22 protein-coding genes are annotated in these 21,835 nt (G+C 63.7%); 12 read left to right on the top strand and 10 right to left on the bottom strand.

Annotated features, from left to right (window positions below; translation table 11 throughout):
• Positions 1 to 38 precede the first annotated feature (38 nt).
• The gene (locus tag JVX91_RS15460; RefSeq protein ID WP_205335085.1) at positions 39 to 776 is read left to right on the top strand and encodes an amidotransferase; all 738 of its coding nucleotides are present in this window, start codon (positions 39 to 41) and stop codon (positions 774 to 776) included.
• Positions 777 to 958: 182 nt separating this feature from the next.
• On the opposite strand, the gene JVX91_RS15465 is transcribed toward JVX91_RS15460, so the two are convergent.
• Both JVX91_RS15465 and JVX91_RS15470 read right to left on the bottom strand, forming a co-directional pair.
• Entirely contained in the window at positions 959 to 1,930 is a 972-nt protein-coding gene (locus JVX91_RS15465) for a magnesium and cobalt transport protein CorA (RefSeq protein ID WP_205335086.1), read from the bottom strand.
• A gap of 88 nt (positions 1,931 to 2,018) precedes the next feature.
• Positions 2,019 to 2,240, bottom strand: a complete 222-nt coding sequence (locus tag JVX91_RS15470; RefSeq protein WP_205335087.1) for a hypothetical protein — start codon at positions 2,238 to 2,240, stop codon at positions 2,019 to 2,021.
• A gap of 287 nt (positions 2,241 to 2,527) precedes the next feature.
• On the opposite strand from JVX91_RS15470, the gene JVX91_RS15475 reads away from it, so the two are divergent.
• Positions 2,528 to 3,034 carry a macro domain-containing protein gene (locus tag JVX91_RS15475; protein ID WP_205335088.1) on the top strand — a complete coding sequence of 169 codons (507 nt, stop codon included), beginning with the start codon at positions 2,528 to 2,530 and terminating at the stop codon, positions 3,032 to 3,034.
• A gap of 106 nt (positions 3,035 to 3,140) precedes the next feature.
• Here the strand turns inward: JVX91_RS15475 and JVX91_RS15480 are convergent, their stop codons facing one another.
• On the bottom strand, positions 3,141 to 3,332 hold the full coding sequence (locus JVX91_RS15480; protein WP_205335089.1) for a hypothetical protein: 192 nt from the start codon (positions 3,330 to 3,332) through the stop codon (positions 3,141 to 3,143).
• A gap of 156 nt (positions 3,333 to 3,488) precedes the next feature.
• Entirely contained in the window at positions 3,489 to 4,178 is a 690-nt protein-coding gene (locus JVX91_RS15485) for a crotonase/enoyl-CoA hydratase family protein (RefSeq protein ID WP_205335090.1), read from the bottom strand.
• A gap of 224 nt (positions 4,179 to 4,402) precedes the next feature.
• On the opposite strand from JVX91_RS15485, the gene JVX91_RS15490 reads away from it, so the two are divergent.
• Positions 4,403 to 5,677, top strand: coding sequence for a hypothetical protein (locus tag JVX91_RS15490; protein WP_205335091.1), 1,275 nt, complete (start codon positions 4,403 to 4,405; stop codon positions 5,675 to 5,677).
• 22 nt (positions 5,678 to 5,699) lie between these two features.
• Entirely contained in the window at positions 5,700 to 5,984 is a 285-nt protein-coding gene (locus JVX91_RS15495) for a GNAT family N-acetyltransferase (protein WP_017516909.1), read from the top strand.
• A 64-nt stretch (positions 5,985 to 6,048) separates the two neighbouring features.
• Here the strand turns inward: JVX91_RS15495 and JVX91_RS15500 are convergent, their stop codons facing one another.
• Both JVX91_RS15500 and JVX91_RS15505 read right to left on the bottom strand, forming a co-directional pair.
• A complete protein-coding gene (locus tag JVX91_RS15500; RefSeq protein WP_205335092.1) occupies positions 6,049 to 7,125 on the bottom strand; it encodes a 3-deoxy-7-phosphoheptulonate synthase in 1,077 nt (358 codons plus the stop codon).
• Positions 7,126 to 7,305: 180 nt separating this feature from the next.
• A complete protein-coding gene (locus tag JVX91_RS15505; protein ID WP_205335093.1) occupies positions 7,306 to 7,725 on the bottom strand; it encodes a PilZ domain-containing protein in 420 nt (139 codons plus the stop codon).
• Between JVX91_RS15505 and JVX91_RS15510 the strand changes: the two genes are divergently transcribed.
• The 5 genes from JVX91_RS15510 (at position 7,724) to cysB (ending at position 11,713) form a co-directional block, all read left to right on the top strand.
• Positions 7,724 to 8,110 carry a thioredoxin family protein gene (locus tag JVX91_RS15510; protein ID WP_205335094.1) on the top strand — a complete coding sequence of 129 codons (387 nt, stop codon included), beginning with the start codon at positions 7,724 to 7,726 and terminating at the stop codon, positions 8,108 to 8,110. The genes JVX91_RS15505 and JVX91_RS15510 overlap by 2 nt on opposite strands.
• Entirely contained in the window at positions 8,110 to 9,063 is a 954-nt protein-coding gene (locus JVX91_RS15515) for a putative 2-dehydropantoate 2-reductase (protein ID WP_205335095.1), read from the top strand. Before JVX91_RS15510 ends, JVX91_RS15515 begins: the two co-directional genes overlap by 1 nt.
• Before the next feature lie 16 nt (positions 9,064 to 9,079).
• Positions 9,080 to 9,991 carry a 5'-nucleotidase gene (locus tag JVX91_RS15520; protein WP_205335096.1) on the top strand — a complete coding sequence of 304 codons (912 nt, stop codon included), beginning with the start codon at positions 9,080 to 9,082 and terminating at the stop codon, positions 9,989 to 9,991.
• Positions 9,992 to 10,086: 95 nt separating this feature from the next.
• Complete coding sequence (locus JVX91_RS15525) at positions 10,087 to 10,572, top strand: universal stress protein (protein ID WP_205335097.1); 486 nt, start codon at positions 10,087 to 10,089, stop codon at positions 10,570 to 10,572.
• Positions 10,573 to 10,738: 166 nt separating this feature from the next.
• Entirely contained in the window at positions 10,739 to 11,713 is a 975-nt protein-coding gene (gene cysB / locus JVX91_RS15530) for an HTH-type transcriptional regulator CysB (RefSeq protein ID WP_015476838.1), read from the top strand.
• Between the two features lie 53 nt (positions 11,714 to 11,766).
• Here cysB and JVX91_RS15535 read toward each other — a convergent pair whose 3' ends face one another.
• From JVX91_RS15535 to JVX91_RS15545, 3 genes are all read right to left on the bottom strand, one after another.
• Positions 11,767 to 12,396, bottom strand: coding sequence for a phosphatase PAP2 family protein (locus JVX91_RS15535; RefSeq protein WP_205335098.1), 630 nt, complete (start codon positions 12,394 to 12,396; stop codon positions 11,767 to 11,769).
• A gap of 134 nt (positions 12,397 to 12,530) precedes the next feature.
• Positions 12,531 to 12,875, bottom strand: coding sequence for a hypothetical protein (locus JVX91_RS15540; RefSeq protein WP_045208573.1), 345 nt, complete (start codon positions 12,873 to 12,875; stop codon positions 12,531 to 12,533).
• 85 nt (positions 12,876 to 12,960) lie between these two features.
• The gene (locus JVX91_RS15545; RefSeq protein WP_205335099.1) at positions 12,961 to 13,695 is read right to left on the bottom strand and encodes a phosphoadenylyl-sulfate reductase; all 735 of its coding nucleotides are present in this window, start codon (positions 13,693 to 13,695) and stop codon (positions 12,961 to 12,963) included.
• 189 nt (positions 13,696 to 13,884) lie between these two features.
• Here JVX91_RS15545 and thrH point away from each other — a divergent pair, with 189 nt between their 5' ends.
• Complete coding sequence (thrH, locus tag JVX91_RS15550) at positions 13,885 to 14,502, top strand: bifunctional phosphoserine phosphatase/homoserine phosphotransferase ThrH (protein WP_205335100.1); 618 nt, start codon at positions 13,885 to 13,887, stop codon at positions 14,500 to 14,502.
• Between the two features lie 255 nt (positions 14,503 to 14,757).
• Here the strand turns inward: thrH and pabB are convergent, their stop codons facing one another.
• Positions 14,758 to 16,101: an aminodeoxychorismate synthase component I gene (pabB, locus tag JVX91_RS15555; RefSeq protein ID WP_205335101.1), complete on the bottom strand. Its 1,344-nt coding sequence runs from the start codon at positions 16,099 to 16,101 to the stop codon at positions 14,758 to 14,760.
• Positions 16,102 to 16,263: 162 nt separating this feature from the next.
• On the opposite strand from pabB, the gene JVX91_RS15560 reads away from it, so the two are divergent.
• Together JVX91_RS15560 and JVX91_RS15565 are read left to right on the top strand one after the other, a co-directional pair.
• A complete protein-coding gene (locus JVX91_RS15560) occupies positions 16,264 to 18,972 on the top strand; it encodes a helix-turn-helix transcriptional regulator (RefSeq protein WP_205335102.1) in 2,709 nt (902 codons plus the stop codon).
• 1 nt (position 18,973) lies between these two features.
• A complete protein-coding gene (locus JVX91_RS15565; RefSeq protein ID WP_205335103.1) occupies positions 18,974 to 21,697 on the top strand; it encodes a helix-turn-helix transcriptional regulator in 2,724 nt (907 codons plus the stop codon).
• The last annotated feature ends 138 nt before the right edge of the window (positions 21,698 to 21,835 follow it).

Raw genomic sequence — 21,835 nt, forward strand, 5'->3', positions numbered from 1 at the left:
TCCTTATCAGCCGCTAACCCCCCAGGAATCACCCCTGCATGTCGTTGCACATCTGCATTCTGGAAACCGACATCCTCCGCCCCGAACTCATCGACCAGTACAAGGGCTATGGCTGGATGTTCCAGCAACTGTTCGCCAAGCAACCCGTTCCGGCCGAGTTCAAGGTCTACAACGTGGTGGAAGGGCATTACCCGCCCGACGATGAGAAGTTCGACGCGTACCTGGTGACCGGCAGCAAGGCGGACTCCTTCGGCACTGATCCCTGGATCCAGACCCTCAAGGACTACGTGCTCAAGCTCTACCAGCGCGGCGACAAGCTGCTGGGCGTTTGCTTCGGTCACCAGTTGCTGGCGCTGGTGCTCGGCGGCAAGGCCGAGCGCGCCGGTCAGGGCTGGGGCGTGGGTATCCACGACTATCGCGTCGAAGAGCAGTCGGAATGGATGAGCCCGTCACTGGGTGACGGCCTGACCCTGCTGGTCAGCCACCAGGACCAGGTTACCGAGCTGCCGCACGGCGCGCGCCGCATCGCTTCCAGTGATTTCTGCCCGAACGCCGCCTACGCCATCGGCGACCAGGTGCTGTGCTTCCAGGGCCATCCGGAGTTCCAGAGCGACTATTCCCAGGCGATCCTGGAACTGCGCAAGCACATCTTCAGTGAGCCGGTATTCCAGTCCGGTATCGACAGCCTCGCGCGCCCGCACCAGGGCGCCGTGGTGGGCGAGTGGATGATGCGCTTCGTCCAGCAAGGCCGTGACGCGAAGAAAAGCGCCGCCTGATCGCTGTTGTGCTGAATGAAAACGCCGCTCCCTTGAGCGGCGTTTTCATTTGTGTGCGTGGGGCGGCGGTCTTTGATGAAGATTGTGCGAATTGGACCCGATCGCGGACGGAGTCCGCTCCTACGCTGGCCGGCGAGCGTAGGAGCGGACTCCGTCCGCGATTGCCTTCCGGCGTGCACGGATCACAACCAATCCGCCTGCTTGAAGCTGATGTACAGCCCGACGCACCCCAGCGCCAGCAACCCCATGATCAGGAAATAGCCGTAGTGCCAGCGCAATTCCGGGATGTACTCGAAGTTCATCCCGTAGATGCCGGCCACGGCGGTGGGGAAGGCGAGAATGGCCGCCCAGGCGGCGAACTTGCGTTGCACCACGCTCTGTCGTGAAGACTCCAGCGCCAGCCCGACCTCGATGGTCTGGGTGGCCACGTCGCGCAGGGTGGTGAGGTCTTCCAGCAGGCGGTTGACGTGGATCGCCACATCGCGGAAGTAGGGGCGCATCTGCTTGTCGATGAAGGGGAAGTCCAGGCGTTGCAGCTCCTGGCAGATCTCCACCATGGGCGCGGCGTAGTGCTTGAGTTTGAGCACCTCGCGGCGCAGGCCGTAGATCTTTTCGATCTGCTCCTGGGTCAGCGATTTGCGCAGCACCTGCTGCTCAACCTCCTCGATCTCTTCGCGGATCGCCTCCACCACCGGTTCGTAGTTGCTCATCACGAAGTCCAGCAGGGCGTAGAGCACGAAGTCGGTGCCATGGGCCAGCAGCAGCGGCCGTGCCTCGCAGCGCTGTCGGACTTGGGCGTAGGACTGGGAAAAACCGTGGCGCGCGCTGATGATGTAGCCGATGCCGGCGAACAGATGGGTCTCCACGAACATCAGCCGGCTATCGGCGCGGATCGGTGAATAGACGACGATGAATAGCGCGTCGCCGAAGGTTTCCAGCTTCGGTCGGCTGTGCTTTTCCAGCGCGTCGGCGACGGCCAGTTCGTGCAGGTTGAATTGCCGCTGCAGGTTGGCCATTTCCTCGGGGGTCGGTTCCTGCAGGCCGGTCCAGACGAAGTGGTCGGGCTGGCATGCCCAGCGGTAGCCATCCTCCAGCGCAATGTCGGAGACCTTGTAGCCCTTGCTATAGACGGCGGAAGCAATGACTCGGCCCATGGCGATGCCCACCCTGCAGCTGGAATTGGCGTGATGTCTGGCTGCGTTCAGTGTTGGACAGCCTGGCGCGACGCGCCAGCCGGCGGGGTCAGGAGTGAGGGGCGAGGGAGTCCTGGAGGCCTTGCAGCGCGACTGGCAGCGCCTGGTTGAAGCGCTGGAACAGGCTGGTGCGGTCGACGTCATCCACGGGGGCACGGCGCGCGCCATCGAAGCCGGCGGCCAGGGCGGTGACCACGAGAATCACGATGGTGTAGAGCCCCAGGGCAGCGAGGGCGCCGTTGCGAGCGTAGCGGTGGGCTTGGCGATTCATGCTGGCGACCTGGGTAGGGGGGAGCGATGGCCTAGTGTTGCTGTGGTCGATTCGATTGAATAACGATACCGAATGGTTCTGGATATCAGGCAAATTGATAGATGCGGGTGGCACGGAAACCAGGCGCAAGGGTGATGTCAGCAGAGCGCTGTCGGAGGTTTCCGGGACTGTGGCGGGCTTCATGGCTGCTTGACCCTCGTCAAGGAGAGGGAGTCCACCCGGCGTAACGTGGAAATCAGTTGGTGGCGCGAGGCCGCCAAGGACTTCCCGGACGCAAGGAACCCCCCATGATTCGATACGTTGAAGGCGACATTCTGCTGAGCAAGGCCCAGGTCATCGCGCACGGCATCGCCCCGCAGGACCATTTCGACAGCGGGCTGGCGCTGGACCTGCGCGAACGCTGGCCGTCGATGGTGCGTGACTACCGTCATGCTTCGCACTCGCATGCGCCGAAGCCGGGTGCAATCTGGATCTGGTCGGGTGTCGACGCCGATGGCGCTACCCGTTGCATCGCCAACCTGCTCACGCAGGGCATGCAGGGGGAGGGGCGTGGGGCGAAACCGGCCGGAGCGGCCCTGGAGAACGTCAGCCACTGTCTGAAGGAATTGGCGAAGTACGTGCAAAGCGAGCACGTCGCAAGCCTGGCGTTGCCCTGCCTGGCGACCGGGGTCGGTGGGCTGGACTGGAAAGAGGTCAAGCCGTTGGTGGAGCGGTACTTGGGCGACCTGGATATCCCGGTGGTGGTCTACGAGACCTACCGGCGGGGTGTTGCGGCAGCAGAGAAGCTGAGCTGAGGTTACGCTGGCGCCCCTGAAAAGCCCGGCTTCAGGCCGGGCTTTTCGCTTCGGGCTCGACTGCATGACGTCACCTGCTGCAGGCGGCTGCTGGGGTGTGAAGGTTTCAGCCCTGCTTGGCGGCGGCTTCGACGTTCACCTGGCTGGCGGACTGCTCGGATTGCTGCTGCTGGATGGCAGCCTGGGTCATGTGAACCATGCGGTCCTGCATCAGCGAGGACTCTTCGGCGAAGCTGGCTTGAGCGGCAAAGGCGGTAGCGGCGGCCAGGACGCTGGCGGCGATGATGTTGAGTTTCATGATGAACACCTCGGTTGGTTTGTTTGGGTTCATCTATAGGTTAATGCGTAATAATTTTTGAAAAATAGCAAACAGGCTTAATCAGTGTTGCCTTATAGGTAATAGTGGTGGCATGAAAAAGCCCGGCATGAGCCGGGCTTTTTTATGCCTGGGCGATCAGGCCAGGTGCTGTTTGTCCAGCTCGATGGACTTGTCGAGGGTTTCCAGCAACTGCTTGCGCACCTTCAGCTTGGTATTGCGGTGGGCGGTCATGTTCAGTTTCTTCAGGTGCTGGGCGGCTTCCTGGGCGGCGGCCAGCAGCTGTTCGGCCGGCACCACCTTGTCGAGAAAGCCAGCATCCACGGCGTCGCGCGGGTTGAACATCTCGGCATTCACCACCGAGCGGGTGAAGGCGGAGCGGCGCAGGCGATCACGGGCGAGTTCGATACCGACGTGGTGCATGGTCATGCCGATGGCCACTTCGTTCAGGCCGATCTGGAACGGGCCGTCGACGCCGATACGGTAGTCTGCCGAGAGCAGGATGAAGGCACCCTTGGCCACCGCGTGGCCGGTGCAGGCGACGATGATCGGGAACGGGTGCGCGAGCATGCGGCGCGCCAGCGTGGAACCGGCAGCGACCAGCTTCACTGCGTTTTCCGGCCCGGAAGTCATCACCTTGAGGTCGTAGCCGCCGGAGAGGATGCCCGGCTGGCCGGTCACGATGACGATCGCGCGGTCTTTCTCAGCCTGATCCAGCGCCTGGTTGAACGCGTCGATGACCGCCGGGGAGATCGCGTTCACCTTGCCGTTGTTCAGGGTCAGGGTGGCGATGCCGTCTTCGAATTGGTAGCTGATCAGGTCACTCATGGCAGAAAATCCTGGGTTGGAAGTGGGCCAGAACATACTGACGTGGACCTTGGGCGTAAAGCGATTTGACTGACTGGTGAGTCAGCGCTGTGCCATGAATTTCCGTCCATTTCTGTGCGCTATGCACGCATTTTCAGACGCCTCTCGTGGAGGGGCGCCAGGTGTACTGTTAAGCTGCCAGTATCCCTACGCCCCGCCCCCGCACAATCCAGGATGTGCATTCCATGTCGAAGATCATCAAGTGGTCCCTTCTGGCCGTCGTTGCGGTGGCCCTGATCATCAAGGCCTCGCTCTGGCTGTCGGTCCGCAGCGTGGTGAATGACGCCATCGCCCGCGTATCGCCGTTCATGGAAATCACCTATGGCGGGATTTCCTCCTCGTTCGACGGTCGCGTCGGCTTGCAGAACGTGGTGATCAACGTGCCCATGGCGCGGGACAGCCTCAAGGTTGCCCATGCCCAGCTCAAGTTCAATGGCCTGCGCGAACTGCTCAGCTTCAAGGAGCGCCTGGCCGACGGCAAGCTGCCGGAGCAGATGTCCGTTGACCTGAGCGGCGTGGAGCTGCAGATCCATGGTCCGTTCATGCAGTCGCTCTACGCACAGCCGGCGGAAAAGAGCGCCTTCACTGCGCTGAGCGAAGTGGCTTGCGGCAACGTGCGCAACATCGGTGTGGATGAACTGCTGCAGATGGGGTATCGCACCCTGCAGTCGGACATCGAGTTCTCCTACCGCCTGCAACCGGGCGCGCAGAAGCTGACCTTCGATCTGCGCAGCGACACGCGCGACATGCTGGACATGCACACCAGCATGACGTTGATGAACGTCTCGGAGCGCCCCGGCGACATGCGCGTGAATCCACCGCGCGTGTCCCAGGTCGTCGTGGAAATGAACGACAACCAGTACCAGCGTCGGGTCAGCGAGTTCTGCCGGGGCAAGCTCGGCCTCGACCAGCAGGCTTATATGGCGTTGTCGCTGGAGCAATTCGACAAGGCACTGCGGCTGCAGCGTATTGCGCTGGACAAGCCGGTACTCGACGCCTACGGCCGCTACCTGAACGATCCGCGCTCGCTGCGTGTCGAGTTGACGCCCACTGAAGGCATGGCGTGGGACGGGCTACAATTTTTCGAGCCGAAGGATGTGATCCAGATGCTGCATCCGACCGTCCTAGTGAACCAGCAAGCGGTTTCCCCGCTGGGGTTCGCCTGGGTCGATCCACTGAAGAGAAAAATCACGCCGGAAAGCGATCTTCAAATGGTTTCGGCCCAAGAAACGGTTGAGTCGCAGGCCAGAACGCAGCAATATGAGTTCGTTAGCGTTGAAAGCCTTGCCCAGTACACCGGCAAGCGCCTGCAGTTCATCACGTTCGATGGTGCCTATTACCAGGGTGTGCTGCACAAGGTGGAGAACGGTCGAGCCTACATCACGGTCCTGATGGGGACTGGCTCGGCGCAGATGTTCCTCCGCCTGAACAAGATCAATCAGGTACGGGTCATGTTGTGAGGCCCGAAGAAGGAGAGAGCAAGTGAGTGAGTCGTTGTCCATCCAACACGATGAAACCAGCCACCAGTTCGTAACGACTGTTGATGGTCATCGCGCCTATCTGGCCTACATGGATCTGGGCAAGCAGACGCTCGACATCTATCGCACCTTCGTACCGGACAGCCTGCGCGGCCGCGGTATCGCCGCCGCCCTTACCGAACACGCGCTGCAGTATGCCGAGCGCAAGGGCTACAGCGTCATCCCGTCGTGCTCCTATGTCGAGCGCTACCTGGAACGCCGCCAGCGTCATACCGATACCGCGCTCTGATCCACGCAGAGCGGACATGAAAAAGCCGGGCAATTGCCCGGCTTTTTCGTATCTGCCTTGAGCGTCAGCCGCGCTGGCGGGTAGGCAGGACGTCCTTGAGCTTGGTGTGCATGCTGCGCACGGCCTTCACCGTGGTGTCCCAGTCGATGCAGGCGTCGGTGATCGAGACGCCGTACTGCAGCTGGCACAGGTCCTTCGGGATCGGCTGGCTGCCCCAGCCCAGGTGGCTTTCCACCATCAGGCCGACGATGGAGTTGTTGCCTTCGGCGATCTGGTTGGCGACGTTGTCCATCACCAGCGGCTGCAGGGCCGGGTCCTTGTTGGAGTTGGCGTGGCTGCAGTCGACCATCACGTTCAGCGGGATCTTCGCCTTGGTCAGTTCCTGCTCGCACAGGGCGACGCTGACCGAGTCGTAGTTCGGCTTGCCGTTACCGCCGCGCAGTACCACGTGGCCGTAGGCATTGCCCTTGGTGGTGACGATGGAGACGCCGCCTTCCTGGTTGATGCCGAGGAAGCGGTGCGGGCTGGAAACCGACTGCAGGGCGTTGATCGCCACGGTCAGGCTGCCATCGGTGCCGTTCTTGAAGCCGACCGCCGAGGACAGGCCGGAGGCCATCTCGCGGTGGGTCTGGGATTCGGTGGTGCGCGCGCCAATCGCCGACCAGCTGATCAGGTCCTGCAGGTACTGCGGGGAGATCGGATCGAGCGCCTCGGTGGCGGTGGGCAGGCCCATTTCGGCGAGGTCGCGCAGCAGCTGGCGGCCGATGTGCAGACCGTCCTGGATCTTGAAGGAGTCGTCCAGGTACGGGTCGTTGATCAGGCCTTTCCAGCCTACGGTGGTGCGCGGCTTTTCGAAGTACACGCGCATCACCAGGAACAGGGTGTCGGACACTTCCGCGGCCAGGACCTTCAGGCGCTCGGCGTACTCGTGGGCGGCCTTGATGTCGTGGATCGAGCAGGGGCCGATCACCACGAACAGGCGGTGGTCCTTGCCGTCGAGGATGTCGCGGACGACCTGGCGGCCGTTGGCGACGGTGCGCAGGGCGGCGTCGGTCAGGGGGATTTCGCGCTTGAGCTGCTCCGGCGTGATCAGGGTCTCGTTGGAGGCAACGTTAAGGTCGTCGATCTGTAAATCAGCCATCGTGGTACTCAATCAGGTCACGGGTGCCGGCCGCCAGGATTCCCCGTGCGATGGGGCGCAGGCAGAAGTGTCGCTAAGGGGAACCCGAACCTTAACCGTTCCGCGGCCGCCTCGACAATGGCCCGAGGCAGGAAAAAGCCCGAAATACGGGCATTCGCGCGACTTTCTGCGCCGCGTCCTTCAGACCGCGCAAAACAATGGGAAGTCTGCGGCGTTCTGCGCGATCCACTCCAGTGCCAGGTCCCCGATCGGCAGCTCGTCACCCTCCACGAGTGCCCGCTGGCGGCGGTAGTGCTCGATCTGGCAGACCTGCTCAATCATTCGTGCACGGAACAGCGTGTCCTCGTCGATGAAGGCAATGCCCACGCGGTAGTCGCTGTTCTGTTTGCGGCTCCAGGCGACGATCCCCGCGTAACGCGCGGCGTCACCCAGCAGGGGGATGCGCAGTTCGATGGAAGTGCCGCGGCGAAAGCCCCGCGGCGAGTTGCACGCCACGCCGCCGAGGCTGATATTGTGCAACCGCTGGCGCGGCAGGAAGGTCTGCTTGCGGATGACCAGCTCGACCGGAAGGTCGCATGGGTGACGCAGGAACTGACGCATGACGGAACGCTCCGACTGCAATCTTTATAGTGTTGGCAACCTCAGTATAGTGCCGGCGCTGGAGCTGTCCGACCTGGACGCCGACCGCCGGCTGCTGGAGCTGCCCGGCGTGTCATTGCTAATTTTCACCAGCCCCGGCTGCTCGTCCTGTCGCTGGGCGCGGCAAGCGCTGCCGGAGTTCGGCCTGCCTGTGGATCGGCTGTGCTGGGTCGATGCCGGTCACAACGGCGGCCTGGTCGAGCGCTACGAGGTTTTCCATCTGCCTTCCCTGTTCCTGGTGCGCGACGGTCATTTTCTCGGGCCCATCCATGCGCCCCTGCGCCCCGAACCCCTGATTCATGCCCTGCGCGATGGCCTGTCGCGCCCTGCTGAGGAGTTGCCTTGATGAATTTGCGAATCGGCATCATTGGAACCGGCGCCATTGGCGGTTTCTACGGCCTGATGCTGGCCCGTGCCGGGCACGATGTGCATTTCCTGCTGCGCAGCGAATATCCCGCCGTGGTGCGCAATGGCCTGCGCCTGAACAGCCAGGTGCATGGCGCACTGAGCCTGTCTCCGGTGAATGCCTATGACGACGTCGCCAACATGCCGGCCTGCGACTGGCTGCTGGTGGGCGCGAAGACCACCAGCAACGCCGATCTCGCGCCGCTGATCGAGCGTGCCGCCGCGAAGGGCGCCAAGGTCCTGCTGCTGCAGAACGGCTTGGCCGTCGAGGACGAACTGCGCGCGCTACTGCCGGATCATCTTCACCTGCTGGGCGGACTTTGCTTCATCTGTGTGCACCGCGCCGAGCCGGGTGTCATCGAGCACCAGGCGTTCGGCGGCGTGAACATCGGCTATCACTCCGGTCCTGCCGGGGAAGCCGAGGCGCGGCAAGCCATCGTGGAGGAGGGCGCCGCCCTGTTCCGCAGTGCCGGCCTGGATTCCAACGCCATGCCCAACCTGGAACAGGCGCGTTGGCAGAAACTGGTCTGGAACATTCCCTACAACGGTCTTTCCGTTCTGCTCGATACGGGCACCCGCGCCATCATGGACAACCCCGACAGCCGCGCGCTGGTGAGCGAGTTGATGGAAGAAGTGATCGCGGGCGCGGCTGCCTGCGGGCATTCGCTGCCGCCGGGAATCGTCGGCGCGATGCTCAGCTCCACCGACGCCATGCCGGACTACCTGCCCAGCATGTACCATGACTTCAGCCAGTGCCGGCCGCTGGAGCTGGGCGCCATTTACGCCGCGCCACTCGACGCTGCCCGCAAGGCGGGGCGCGAGTTGCCGAAGATCGAGGCGCTCTACCGCGCGCTGCGCTTCATCGACGCACGCAACCAGGCTCGCGGAGCCTGACACCGAGGAAACACGCATGGCGAAAGGGCTGGGCGACAAGCTGGTGGTGGCGATTTCGTCGCGGGCGCTGTTCGATCTGCGCGAGAGCCATCAGGTCTATGAGAGCGAGGGTGTCGAAGCCTATCGCCAGTACCAGATTGCCCGAGAAGACCAGGTGTTGCCGCCGGGAGATGCATTCGCCCTGGTGCAGAAGCTGCTGGCCCTCAATGGCGGAACCGACAGTGCGCCGGTGGAAGTCATCCTGGTTTCGCGCAACAGCGCGGATACCGGGCTGCGGGTGTTCAATTCCATTCAGCATTACGGCCTGGGCATTTCCCGCGCTGCCTTTGTCGGCGGGCGTAGTCCCTATCCCTACCTCAAGGCCTTCAACTGCCACCTGTTCCTTTCCACCCACATCGATGACGTGCGCAACGCGCTGGAGGCCGGCTTCGCCGCGGCGACCATCCTGTCCGGCGGCACCCGCCGGGAGGCCAACGGCGAACTGCGCTTCGCCTTCGATGGTGACGCGGTGCTGTTCTCCGACGACTCCGAGCGGGTCTATCAGCAGGGCGGGCTGGAGGCCTTCCAGACGCACGAGCGCGAGTCCGCCCGCGAACCCTTGGGCGGCGGCCCGTTCAAGCCTTTCCTGGCGGCGTTGAACCGGGTGCAGCAGGCCTTCCCGCAGGAGTCCTGCCCGATCCGCACAGCGCTGGTGACCGCACGTTCCGCGCCGGCCCACGAGCGGGTGATCCGCACGCTGCGCGAGTGGGACATCCGCCTGGATGAGTCGCTGTTTCTCGGTGGCCTCGACAAGGCGGCGTTCCTCGAAGCGTTCGCCGCCGACGTGTTCTTCGACGACCAGCCGGCGCACTGCGAGAAGGCGCGCGATGTAGTAGCGACGGGCCACGTTCCCCACGGTGTGAGCAACGAGCAGAAAGTCTCCGGATAGCCGTCCGCCCGTGACAACCGGCCATCTCGGAGGGTTTGACGTTCTCCTGCTACGCTGCTGATAGGCCCCGCCGCGCAGGCAGTCGAGGAGGCCGCATGATCAGATCGATTCTTTACGCCACCGACCTTGGCCTCTACGCCCCCTACGTACTGCAGCACGCTCTCTCGCTGGCCCGCGCCTATAACGCCGAGCTCTACGTGGTGCATGCGGTCGAGCCGCTGGGATTGTTCGCCGAGTCGGTTCTGCAGACCTACCTGGATGAAGGCACGCTCAAGGAGATGCGCACCAATGGCCTGGCCAATGTCATGGGCAGCATCGAGCAGCGAGTGATGGAAGGGTTTCGCGACGAACTGGGGGAGGCGCGGCAGGATGCCGAGTTTATTCGTTCGGTGCGCGTGGTTCAGGGTGACCCACCGATGGTGATTCTGGAGGAGGCACGGCGCCTGGCCGTGGACATCATCATCGTCGGCAGCCACAGCCATGGGGAAGGGCTGAATACACCGCTGGGGCGGACGTCGGGGCGCCTGGTGCAGTTGGCCGAGGTGCCGGTCTATCTGGTGCCGATGCTGCAGCACCGCTGAAGGGTTTGTGACGATACGTCGGGCAAGCCCGGAATTTCCGTACGGCATTAGACGAATGGCATGCAGGGCGAAAAAAAACGTCTAGTTTTATTCCTTAAACCATTAATATGGTTATAAAACAGAAGCCCCTGATCGCGGGTCGCGACATTCATTTCGAGGAAATTCCATGAAGCTTCAGCAACTGCGCTATATCTGGGAAGTCGCGCACCACGATCTGAACGTTTCGGCCACTGCCCAAAGCCTCTATACCTCCCAGCCCGGCATCAGCAAGCAGATCCGTCTGCTCGAGGATGAGCTGGGCGTCGAAGTCTTCGCCCGCAGCGGCAAGCACCTCACCCGCGTGACCCCGGCCGGTGAGCGCATCATAAATACCGCCGGCGAAATCCTGCGCAAGGTCGAGAGCATCAAGCAGATTGCCCAGGAATTCTCCAACGAGAAGAAGGGCACGCTGTCCATCGCCACCACCCACACCCAGGCGCGTTATGCGCTGCCCGGCGTGATCAGCGGCTTCATCAAGCAGTACCCGGACGTTTCCCTGCACATGCACCAGGGCACGCCGATGCAGATCGCCGAGATGGCCGCCGACGGCACCGTCGATTTCGCCATCGCTACCGAGGCGCTGGAGCTGTTCGGTGACCTGATCATGATGCCGTGCTACCGCTGGAACCGTTGCGTGATCGTGCCCCAGGGCCACCCGCTGACCAAGGTGCCGAAGCTGACCCTGGAACTGCTCGCCGAGCAGCCCATCGTGACCTACGTGTTCGGCTTCACCGGCCGCTCGAAGCTCGACGAGGCCTTCAACCAGCGCGGCCTGGTACCGAAAGTCGTGTTCACCGCCGCCGACGCCGACGTGATCAAGACGTACGTGCGCCTAGGCCTGGGCGTGGGCATCGTGGCGCACATGGCGGTCGATCCGAAGCTCGACAGCGACCTGGTGATGCTCGACGCCAGCCACCTGTTCGAGTCCAGCGTGACCAAGATCGGTTTCCGTCGCGGCACTTTCCTGCGTGGTTTCATGTGCGACTTCATCGAGAAGTTCGCCCCGCACCTGACGCGTGACCTGCTGGCCAAGGCCGTGCAGTGCCACAACAAGACCGAGCTGGACGAGCTGTTCGAAGGCATCGAGTTGCCGGTCTACTGAGTCCCGCCTCGATACGAAAACGCCCGGCCATGCCGGGCGTTTTCATTGGTGCTTCAGGCGCGAATCCAGCCGCGTCGGATCAGCGGGGCCAGCCAGCGCCGATAGAGTTCTTGCGCTGCCGCCGTACAACGCCCGCCCCACTGGTTCCAGGCGATCCACACCAGGGTATTGCCGATGGCAGCGACGGCACAGCCGCCCAGCAGGTCCAGCGGAAAGTGGATGCCGAGATAGACACGCGCCAATCCCACCAGCACGCCCGTCAGCGCAATGGCTGCGCCCGGCAGGTAGATCCCATCGCAGAGCAGGCTGATGGCGGCACCAGCGAACAGGGTCATGTGGTCGCTGGGGAACGATGCATTGGCGGCGTGGGCGAGCCACGCATGACCCAAGCCCAAGGCGAACGGACGCGGCGTGGGCCAGAGCAGGCCTATGGTCTGCGCGAGGGCCAGGCTCGCGGCCATGACGCAGAGCGCCCTGAGCAGTGCGCTGCGCCGGCCGGCATCGCCACGACACCAGAGCCACAGCATGGCCAGCGGAAGCAGGAACAAGGGGGCCGTGGCGATCAGCTGGGCGAGATGAATCATCCCCGCGGAGGTGCTTGGCGCGGCGTTGATGTGCAGGAACAGTGATTGGTTGACGGCATCCAGCAGATTGCTGGGTACCGAAGGCAAGGCGCTGGACATCTGGGGCGGCCGGGCAGGTGGATGGAGGCCGTGACAGGCCGGTGCAATGGGCAGCGTAAGCCTAGCCGCAGGCCGGTGAAGGAAGCCTTAAGGCCCGGCCTGGCAGATGCGAGGTGTGCAAGAGGGGCAGCGCGTCACAAACGATCGAGATCGTCCCGCTGAGCCAGCTCCGCCAATGCCTCGCGCGAATCCAGCGGCAGTTCGCCCCGGCCTTCGAGGACTTCGTGGAGGAAGCTCATGAAGACCGTGTAGACCACCTCGCGGCCGTCGTCGTGGCGCACGACGAAGAAGGGTGCGGTATCCACGCCATATTGTGCGGCGACCAGCCAGCCGGTGCTGGCAGGGTTGCGCTCGTCGGCGACCAGGGTGCGGTCGATACGGTTCAGGTAGCCGCCCTTGACCAGGCGTTCGTGGACTTCGCGGCACTTGCGGCAATCCTGGCCGTCGGCCAGGACTTTCTTCACCAGGGTAATGCGCATGGGATCGGCTCCGCCGCAGGCATGCAGGAGTCCGATCCTGGGCTGCGGGCTGACGTGGGATTTTCCGTCAGCCGAGGTTAAGGCCTCAGGCCTTGCTGATCAAATTGCCGGCGTGCAGGCCGCACTCTTTCTGCGTGGCTTCTTCCCACCACCAGCGGCCTTCGCGCTCGTGCTGGTTCGGCAGCACGGGGCGGGTGCAAGGTTCGCAGCCGATGCTGATGAAGCCGCGCTCGTGCAGGCTGTTGAAGGGGATTTCCAGCATGCGGATGTAGGCCCAGACGTCTTCGCTGCTCATGTTGGCCAGCGGATTGAACTTGACCAGCGGTTTCTCCGGGGTGGAGAAGGCGCCGTCCAGTTCGACCACGGCGACCTGGCTGCGGGTGCCGGGGCTCTGGTCCTTGCGCTGGCCGGTGGCCCAGGCGGTGACGGTGGACAGCTTGCGCTTGAGCGGCTCGATCTTGCGGATGCCGCAGCACTCGCCATGGCCATCCTTGAAGAAGCTGAACAGGCCCTTTTCCTTGACGAACGGTTCCAGCAGGCGCGGGTCCGGGGTCATTACTTCGATGGCCATGCCGTAATGCTCGCGGACCTGTTCGATGAAGCGGTAGGTCTCCGGGTGCAGGCGGCCGGTGTCCAGGCTGAATACCTTGACGTTCTTGTTGAGCTTCCAGGCCATGTCCACCAGCACCACGTCCTCGGCGCCGCTGAAGGAAATCCACAGGTCGTCGCCGAAGTGCTCGAAGGCGAGCTTCAGGATGTCCTGCGGGGATTTGCTGGCATAGGTCGCGGCGATTTCCGCGATATCGAACGGGAGGCTCATCAGGCGGTATTCCTAGTTTTAATGGCGCAAGGCGCTCTGTGGGCGGGATGGTAGCAAAGAGGCGAATATGCCCCTAAATAACCATCAGGAAGGTGGACTGTGGTGTTTGGGTATAAGTGCCGCGTTGCGCCGCCCCGAGCGAGCGGCTAGAGTGCCGCCTCTCAAGTCAAACCTGCGGGGAAATCGTTCGTGGAAATCGCCTGTCTCGACCTGGAAGGGGTTCTGGTTCCGGAAATCTGGATCGCCTTCGCTGAAAAAACCGGTATCGAAGCGCTCAAGGCGACGACTCGCGATATCCCGGATTACGACGTGCTGATGAAGCAGCGTTTGCGCATCCTCGACGAGCACGGCCTGAAGCTGTCCGACATCCAGGAAGTGATCGCCACCCTGAAGCCCCTGGAAGGCGCGGTGGAGTTCGTCGACTGGCTGCGCGAGCGCTTCCAGGTAGTGATCCTCTCCGACACCTTCTACGAGTTCTCCCAGCCGCTGATGCGCCAGCTCGGTTTCCCGACCCTGCTGTGCCACAAGCTGATCACCGACGAGACCGATCGCGTGGTGGATTACCAACTGCGCCAGAAGGATCCGAAGCGTCAGTCGGTCATTGCTTTCAAGAGCCTGTACTACCGTGTGATCGCCGCTGGCGATTCCTACAACGACACCACCATGCTCTCCGAAGCCCACGCCGGCATCCTGTTCCACGCGCCGGAAAACGTGATTCGCGAGTTCCCGCAATTCCCGGCCGTGCACACCTATGAGGACCTGAAGAAGGAGTTCCTCAAGGCGTCCAACCGCCAGCTCAGCCTGTAAGACCGGATGTGACGAAAAAGCCCCGCAGATGCGGGGCTTTTTCTTTCCGGCTTTCGGTAGGAGCAACTGTCTTTTCCTGGAAAAATCCGTGGCCTTGTTTTCCCCTCACCCCAGCCCTCTCCCTCAGGGAGAGGGGGCAGATCGTGCCGGCTGACGCCATAGCTTTATCCTGCACCGTACGGTCCCCTCTCCCTGAGGGAGAGGGTGAGGGGCTCTTGATCTTTGTAGGTGCGAGCTTGCTCGCTCCTACAGGGGCTACAGGCTTTCCAGGGTGCGCAGGAGCACGTCAACCTTGGTCAGCGACTCCTCGTATTCTTCCTGCCAGTCCGAGTCGGCAACGATGCCGCCGCCGGCCCAGCAACTCGCCTGGCCGTCCTTCACCAGCACGGTGCGGATGGCGATCGAACTGTCCATTTCGCCGCGCACGTCGAGGTAGAGCAGGCTGCCGCAGTAGATGCTGCGTTGGGTCGGTTCCAGTTCATCGATGATCTGCATGGCGCGCACTTTCGGGGCGCCGGTGATCGATCCGCCTGGGAAGCTGCCTTCGAGCAGGTCCAGCGCATCCTTGCCGTCCGCCAACTCGCCCCGCACGCTGCTGACCAGGTGGTGGACGTTGGGGTAGGTCTCCACCGCGAACAGCTCCGGCACCCGTACACTGCCTGGGCGGCAACTGCGCCCCAGGTCGTTGCGCAACAGGTCGACGATCATTAGGTTCTCGGCGCGGTCCTTCTCGCTGGCCAGCAAGGCTTCGGCATTTTCCCGGTCGCTCTCGGGGGAGCTTCCGCGTGGGCGTGTGCCCTTGATCGGGCGGGTTTCGACCTGGTTGCCATGGAGCTGGATGAAGCGTTCCGGCGACAGGCTTAGGACGGCGCCTTCAGGCAATTCCAGATAGCCGGCGAAGGGTGTAGGACAGACCTCGCGCAACGCTCGGTAAGCCAGCCAGGGCGAGCCATCGCACGGCGCGCGAAAGCGCTGGGTGTAATTCACCTGGTAGCAATCGCCAGCGAGGATGTAGCCATGCACGCGTTCCAGCGCCTCGCGGTATTGCTCGCGGCTGAGGTCCGGCCGGAAGGGCGCGCCCAGGCGGAAGGGCGGCAGGGCTTCGGCGGTCGCACCGCATTCGAATAGCGCAATCAACCGCTCCTGCTCGCTAGGCGGCAAGGCAGGGTGGAACACCAACTGGCTGCTGCGTTCCTCGTGGTCGGTGACCAGCGCCCAGGCATACAGGCCCAGGCGCGCGTCGGGCAGGGCGAGGTCGTCGAGGTTCGGCTCGGGCAGGCGTTCGATGCGCCGGCCAAAGTCATATCCCAGATAGCCGATCATTCCGCCGACGAATGGCACTTTGCAATTATCGGGGGCCTGAGCGTCGCCCAGGCTCTGCAGCGCCACCCGCACCCGGGCGAAAAAGCTCTTGGCCGATTCGTCAGAAGCCGGTGCCAGTTCTGCCAATGGCTGGGCGCTCATAAGGTCATAGCGTCCACGTGTGGCAATGGGTCGACCGGCATCCAGGAGGACGGCGCCGGGTGCGCGATGGATCAGGGCGAAGCGTTCACCCGGGTCTTCCTGGTAGGGAAGCGGGTGCAGAAAACAGTCAGGCATGGGTAGACGCGTGCAGGCAAATGAAGTGATCAGGTCGTCTGAAGGGTCGATCCTAGAGCTATTTCTTAAGTTTACGCAGGAAAGACATTCTGATAAGAATTGAAATATCCCACGCGGACTACGCTCCGTACCAACAACGATAATGACATAGGGATACAGGCCGTGGATGTAGTGCTCGAACCCGCAGCCGGCAGCCTTCTGCGCTCCAGATTAACACCCCCCCGGGTGCCTGCTGATTATTTGATTCGTCCCGCGGTCCAGAATGCCCTGGATCGTCATCCGTATGCCTCGATACTGCTGTTCTCCGCCCCGGCCGGTTTTGGCAAGACCACGGCCCTGGCGGCGCTGTCCGGCACCCGTGCCAGGCAGGGCGATAGCGTCGCCTGGCTCTCCCTGGAGAGCGACGACGACGATCCCGGTCGCTTCTGCCTGAAACTCATTCAGGCGCTGTCCACCGCCGTGCCGGGCACGGGCGAGGACGCGCTGGGCTACGTGCGCAATACCATGCGCGTGCCCGTCGTCGCGGTGATGGAAAGCCTGCTGATGGACCTTTCCCGCGACGAGCGCAAGGTTCTGCTGGTACTCGACGATCTGCATGAGATCAACCATCCCGATGTCTTCGCCGGCCTCAATCGCCTGGTTCAATACGCGCCGCCCGGCCTGACCCTGGCCATTGGCAGTCGTTCCCAGCCGCCGCTCAACCTCGCCACCTGGCGAGCGAAGGGCCTGCTGCTGGAAGTCGGCCAGGACGAATTGCGCCTGTCCCGCGACGAAACCCGCGAGTACCTGGCCCGCGATGGCCTGCAACTCGAAGATAGCTGCCTGCAGTCGTTGCACAACCAGACCGAAGGTTGGATGGCGGGGGTTCACCTGGTCAGCCTGTGGCTGCGCCAGCAACCCGGTGCGCCGGAAGACCTCAAACTGCTCAGCAGCGAAAAGGCGGCGGTGGGCGATTACCTGCTGCGCGCCGTGTTCGAACGCCTGCCGCGGGATATCCAGGACGCGCTGCTGTCCCTGGGCATCGCCAACCGCATCAACGGCGATCTGGCCAATACCCTTGCCGGTCGCCAGGATGGCCAGGCGCTGCTGGAACACCTGGACAGCATGCAGCTGTTCCTCCTGCCGCTGGACCGTGATCGCCAGTGGTACCGCTTCCACCAATTGTTCGCCGACTTCCTCCGTGCCCGCCTGCGCGAGCGCGACCCCGAGCGTTTCAAGCAACTGCACTTCAACGCCAGCCTGTGGTTCACCAACCACCACATGCCGACGCTGGCCATCGAGCACGCCTGCCTCGCCGAGGACCCGGAAATGCTCGCCGCGCTGGTGGACGGTTGCGGGCTGGAGCTGATCAATCGTGGCCAGCTCTACCTGATTTCGCGCTGGCGCCGGCATGTGCCGGACGAGATCGCCGAGCGCTATCCGATCCTGGTGCTCAGCGATGTCTGGACCCGCGCCTCGGAGCTCAGCCTGCCCGAAGCCAATCGCATGATCGACGAGCTGTTGGGGCGCTGGGGCGATCACAAGGGCAGCGGCCCGATGGGCGACCAATACCTCTCGGCGCTTGCGGTGAAAGCCGTATTGGCGCTGCAGAAGGACGATCTCGAGCAATGCATCACGCTGGCTCGGCGCGTCGAGAGTCAGCTGGGGCGCAATTCCGCGTTTCTCGAAGGCGCCATCCTGCTGATCGCCGCGTTCGCCCAGGTCGTGCGCGGTCAGGCCGAACAGGCGCGGCGGCTGATGGGGTTGGCGCAGCAGCGCAATCACTTCCTCGACGGCCGCTACCTGCACATGCAGTTGTGCACCATCGAGGTGGTGCTGGCGCTGGAGCAGGGCCAGGTCAAGCAGGCGCAGATGCTCATCGAGCGCGTGCGCGAACAGGCCATGCCGCTGTTCGACAAGCGCTCCCAGGCGCTGGCACTGCCGGCCATCGCCGAGGCGCTGACGGCCTACTACCGCACCGACCTCGATGGCCTGGAAGAACGCCTGCGCTGGGCGCTGGGCCGGGTCGACGTGGTCAACCCCATCGACCTGTACGCCCAGGGCATGCAGTGCCTGGCACGCATCCAGCGCCTGCAGGGGCGCGGCAAGGAAGCGCTGGCCACGCTCGGGCTGATGCAGACCCTGGCCTCGCGCAACCAGTCCTGGCGCTTCTTCGCCATGGCGGTGGGCGAGGAGATCAATCTGATCCTCCAGGAGACCGCCACCGACCGCTGCAAGCGCGCCGAGCAGCGACTCAAGGCGATCGACTGGGCGAAGCTCGCCAGCCACTACAAGCAGATGCCGTTCAACCCGGTGCTCTGGGTGCAGGGCATCAGCCGCATTCGCCTGCTACAGGCGCGCGGACATTTCAGCGAAGCCCTGCATGAGATAACCCAGCTGCGCGGCATGTTGCAGCCGGGCTGGCACGGCTTGCAGCGCCTGCGCCTGGACTTGCTGGCAGCGCTGAGCTACCAGCGCCTGGGTTACCAGGAGCGTTCCCACAGCCTGCTCGGACAGTGCCTGGTCGGCGCCGAGCGGGAAGGGGTACGGAGCATTTTCATCGAGGAGGGCGAGGGGATCCGGCAGCTGTTGCAGCAACTGGAATCCACCGAGCGGCAACCGGCCTTGCAGGTTTTCATTCGCGGAATGTTGACCGTCTGGCCGGGGCAGGAAGCACGCAGGTTGCCGGAGGTGCTCGAGGAAGGTCTGACCGACCGCGAGCGCGAGGTGGTATGCCTGGCGGCGCAGGGACTCTCCAACGAGGAGATCGGCCAGCAGTTGTCGCTGGCCCTGGGCACCGTCAAATGGCACCTGCACAACATCTACGAGAAGCTCAAGGTGCGCAATCGGACTCAAGCGATTCGCCGTGCCCGCGAGCTGAGTCTGCTCTGACATGACGACCCTGACCACCCTCCCGCAGCAGCCGATGCCGCTGCTGCGGACCAAACTGTTCCCGCCGCGCACCGACAGCGATTCGCTGCTGCCGCGACGCGCGCTGATCGACCGCCTGTATGCCAACCGCCAGCAGCGCGTGCTGATCCTCAGCGCGCCGGCCGGCTTCGGCAAGAGCACCATCCTTAGCCTGTTCAGGCAGCGTCTGAAGGAAGATGGCCGGAACGTGGCCTGGCTCTCCTGCGACGAGGGTGACAGTGAGCCGCAACGCCTGGTGCAGTACCTGGTGGCGAGCATCCGCAGTGTCGAGGAAGGGTTTGGCGCCAACACCTCGAACCTGCTGCAATCGGACATGACGCTGCCGCTGGAAGGCATCATCGACGCCTTTCTCTCCGACCTGTCCCGCCTCGACGGCCCGCTGTACCTGTTCCTCGACGATTTCCACCAGATTCGCCATCCCGCGCTGGCCCACGGTGCGCGCTACCTGATCGAGCACCTGCCGGACAACATCCGGCTGGTCACCAGCACCCGCTATCGCCCGCGTTTCCTGGTGGATGAGCCGGGCCTGGCGCCCTGGGCCTTCTGCCTGAGCGGCGACGATCTGCGCCTGACGCGCGAGGAGACCGATACCTACCTCACCGAGCTGAAGGGGCTGGCCCTGACCGACAGCGAGTTGAAGCTGCTGCACAAGCGCACCGAAGGCTGGATCACCGCGCTGCACCTGGCCGCACTGGCGCTGGCGCGCAACCCGGATCGCGCCGGATTTCTCAAGGGCCTGAGTGGTACCGAGCGCGACCTCGCCGATTATCTCGCCGAGGATGTGCTGCGCAGTCTCCCCGAATCCCTGCAGCAGTTCCTCGACCAGACCTCGGTGCTGGACGAGTTCTGTGCCGAACTCTGCAATGCCCTGACCGGCCGCCGCGACGGTCTGGACATGCTGATGCGGCTGCAGAACGAGCAGTTGTTCATCATTCCGCTGGACGACCAGCGCGAGTGGTTCCGCTACCACCACCTGTTCGCCGAGTTTCTCCAGGGCCGCCTCGCCCGCAACTCCGACCCGACGCCGCTGCTGCACGCCGCTGCGCGCTGGTGCGAGAGTCGCGACATGGCCGACCGGGCGATCAAGTACGCCCTGCGTGCCCGTGACTATGCCTTCGCCGCCGACCTGCTGGAGCGCCAGGGCGCCAAGCTGATCGCCGGCAACCGCGTCTACGGCATCCTCGGCATGCTCGGCAGCATTCCCGCCGAGGTGATCCGCGAGCATCCGGTGTTCCAGATCTTCTACGCCTGGCAACTGGCCTTCGAGCAGAAGTTCGCCGAGGCCGAGGCGCTGATCGAAGAGCTCAGTGCCCGCCTGTTGCAAGGGCAGGGCAAGGTCCGGCATTTCGGCATGGCCGAGTTGCTGGCGGTGGCCCAGGTGCTCAAGGCGCTGGTGTTGCTCTACCAGGACAAGCTGGAAGCCTGCCTGAAGGTGGCGCGCCAGTGGCTGGCGCTGGTGCCGGGCAACCAGCCGGTGTTCCGTGCCAGCCTGTCGTGCATCCAGGCGGCGGCCTATGCGCTGCTGGGGGATTACGCCGAAGCGGCGAACGCCATCGGTGTCGCCCGCGATTGCCTGCGCATGGCGGACAGCGAGTACTTGCAGGTCGTGGTCAGCATGATCGAGGCGCTGATCTGCAAGGAGCGTGGCGAGCTGGAGCGTGGCCGGACCATCGCGGAAAGCGCGCGCAGTCGCGTGGAGCGGGTCTTCGGCCGGCGCAGCCGGGTGGGCGGGCCGCTGTCGCTGGCCTATGCCGACCTGTTGTATGAGCAGGATCGCCACGCCGCGATCCTCGCCGAATTGCCGTTGGCCACCACCTGGCGCGACGTCGCCACGCCGGTGGAGCTGATCAGCCGCGGTCAGTTGGTGATGGCCAAGGCGCGATTCTTCGCCGGCGAGGCCGAACAAGGGTTGGCCCAGCTCGACGAATGGCTGGTTGGCCTGCAGTCGCCGGGCTATGAGCGGGTGCATGCGCTCGCCATGAGCTGCAAGGTGCAGCTGTTGCTGTGGATGCGCCGGCCGAACGAGGCCGAGCGCGTTTGCCTGCAGCTTGCGCGGCATCTTGCCGGGCTCAACGCCGAGCGCTATGCCGATGCCCATGCGGCGCTGGTCATGGCGGAGGCGCGCCTGGCGCTTTCCGAGCGCCACGCCGAACGCGCGCAGCAACGCCTGGAGTCCTGCCTGGCGGGCTTCACCTCGGCCTATCAGCGCGACCGGCGGCTGCGTCTGTCGCTGTTACTTTCTGTGGCGTATTGGCAGAAAGGTAACAGCGAAAAGGCCTTCGCTCTGTTCGCCCCCACGCTGGAAGAGGCGTGGAATCTGGGCTATCGCCGGCTGTTCCAGGACGATGCCTTGTGGTTGCTGCCGCTCTGGGAGGCCTGGAAAGCGGCGGAGCCCAAGCGCGCCTCGGCCTGGCAGGGGGTGGCGGAACTGCTCCGAGAACAATGCCGCAGGCTGTCCGTCGATCCGGAAAGTTTCGATGAAAATCAGGATGTTAGCCATCGCGAGCGGGAGATCCTGCGGCTCGTGGCGGCGGGTTTGTCGAACCGCGATATCGCCCAGGCGGTGCACTTGTCGGAGGCCACCATCAAGTGGCATCTGCACAACCTGTTCGCCAAGCTCGGCGTACGCAGTCGGACCCAGGCGGTACTCAAGGGGAAGAGTCTGGGATTGCTCAGCGAAGCCTGAGTGGGAAGGTCGGTTTTGCGCCATCCCTTGGATGGGCTGGCAGGTTCAAGGCGGGTCAGTAGCTTGGAGATCAGGACGCGAAGCTTCGTGCTTCACGAATCCATGCCCGCGGCGCCTATGGAAGAAGCTGCGGGTTTG

The sequence above is a fragment of the Pseudomonas sp. PDNC002 genome (assembly GCF_016919445.1).
Lineage (GTDB): Bacteria > Pseudomonadota > Gammaproteobacteria > Pseudomonadales > Pseudomonadaceae > Pseudomonas.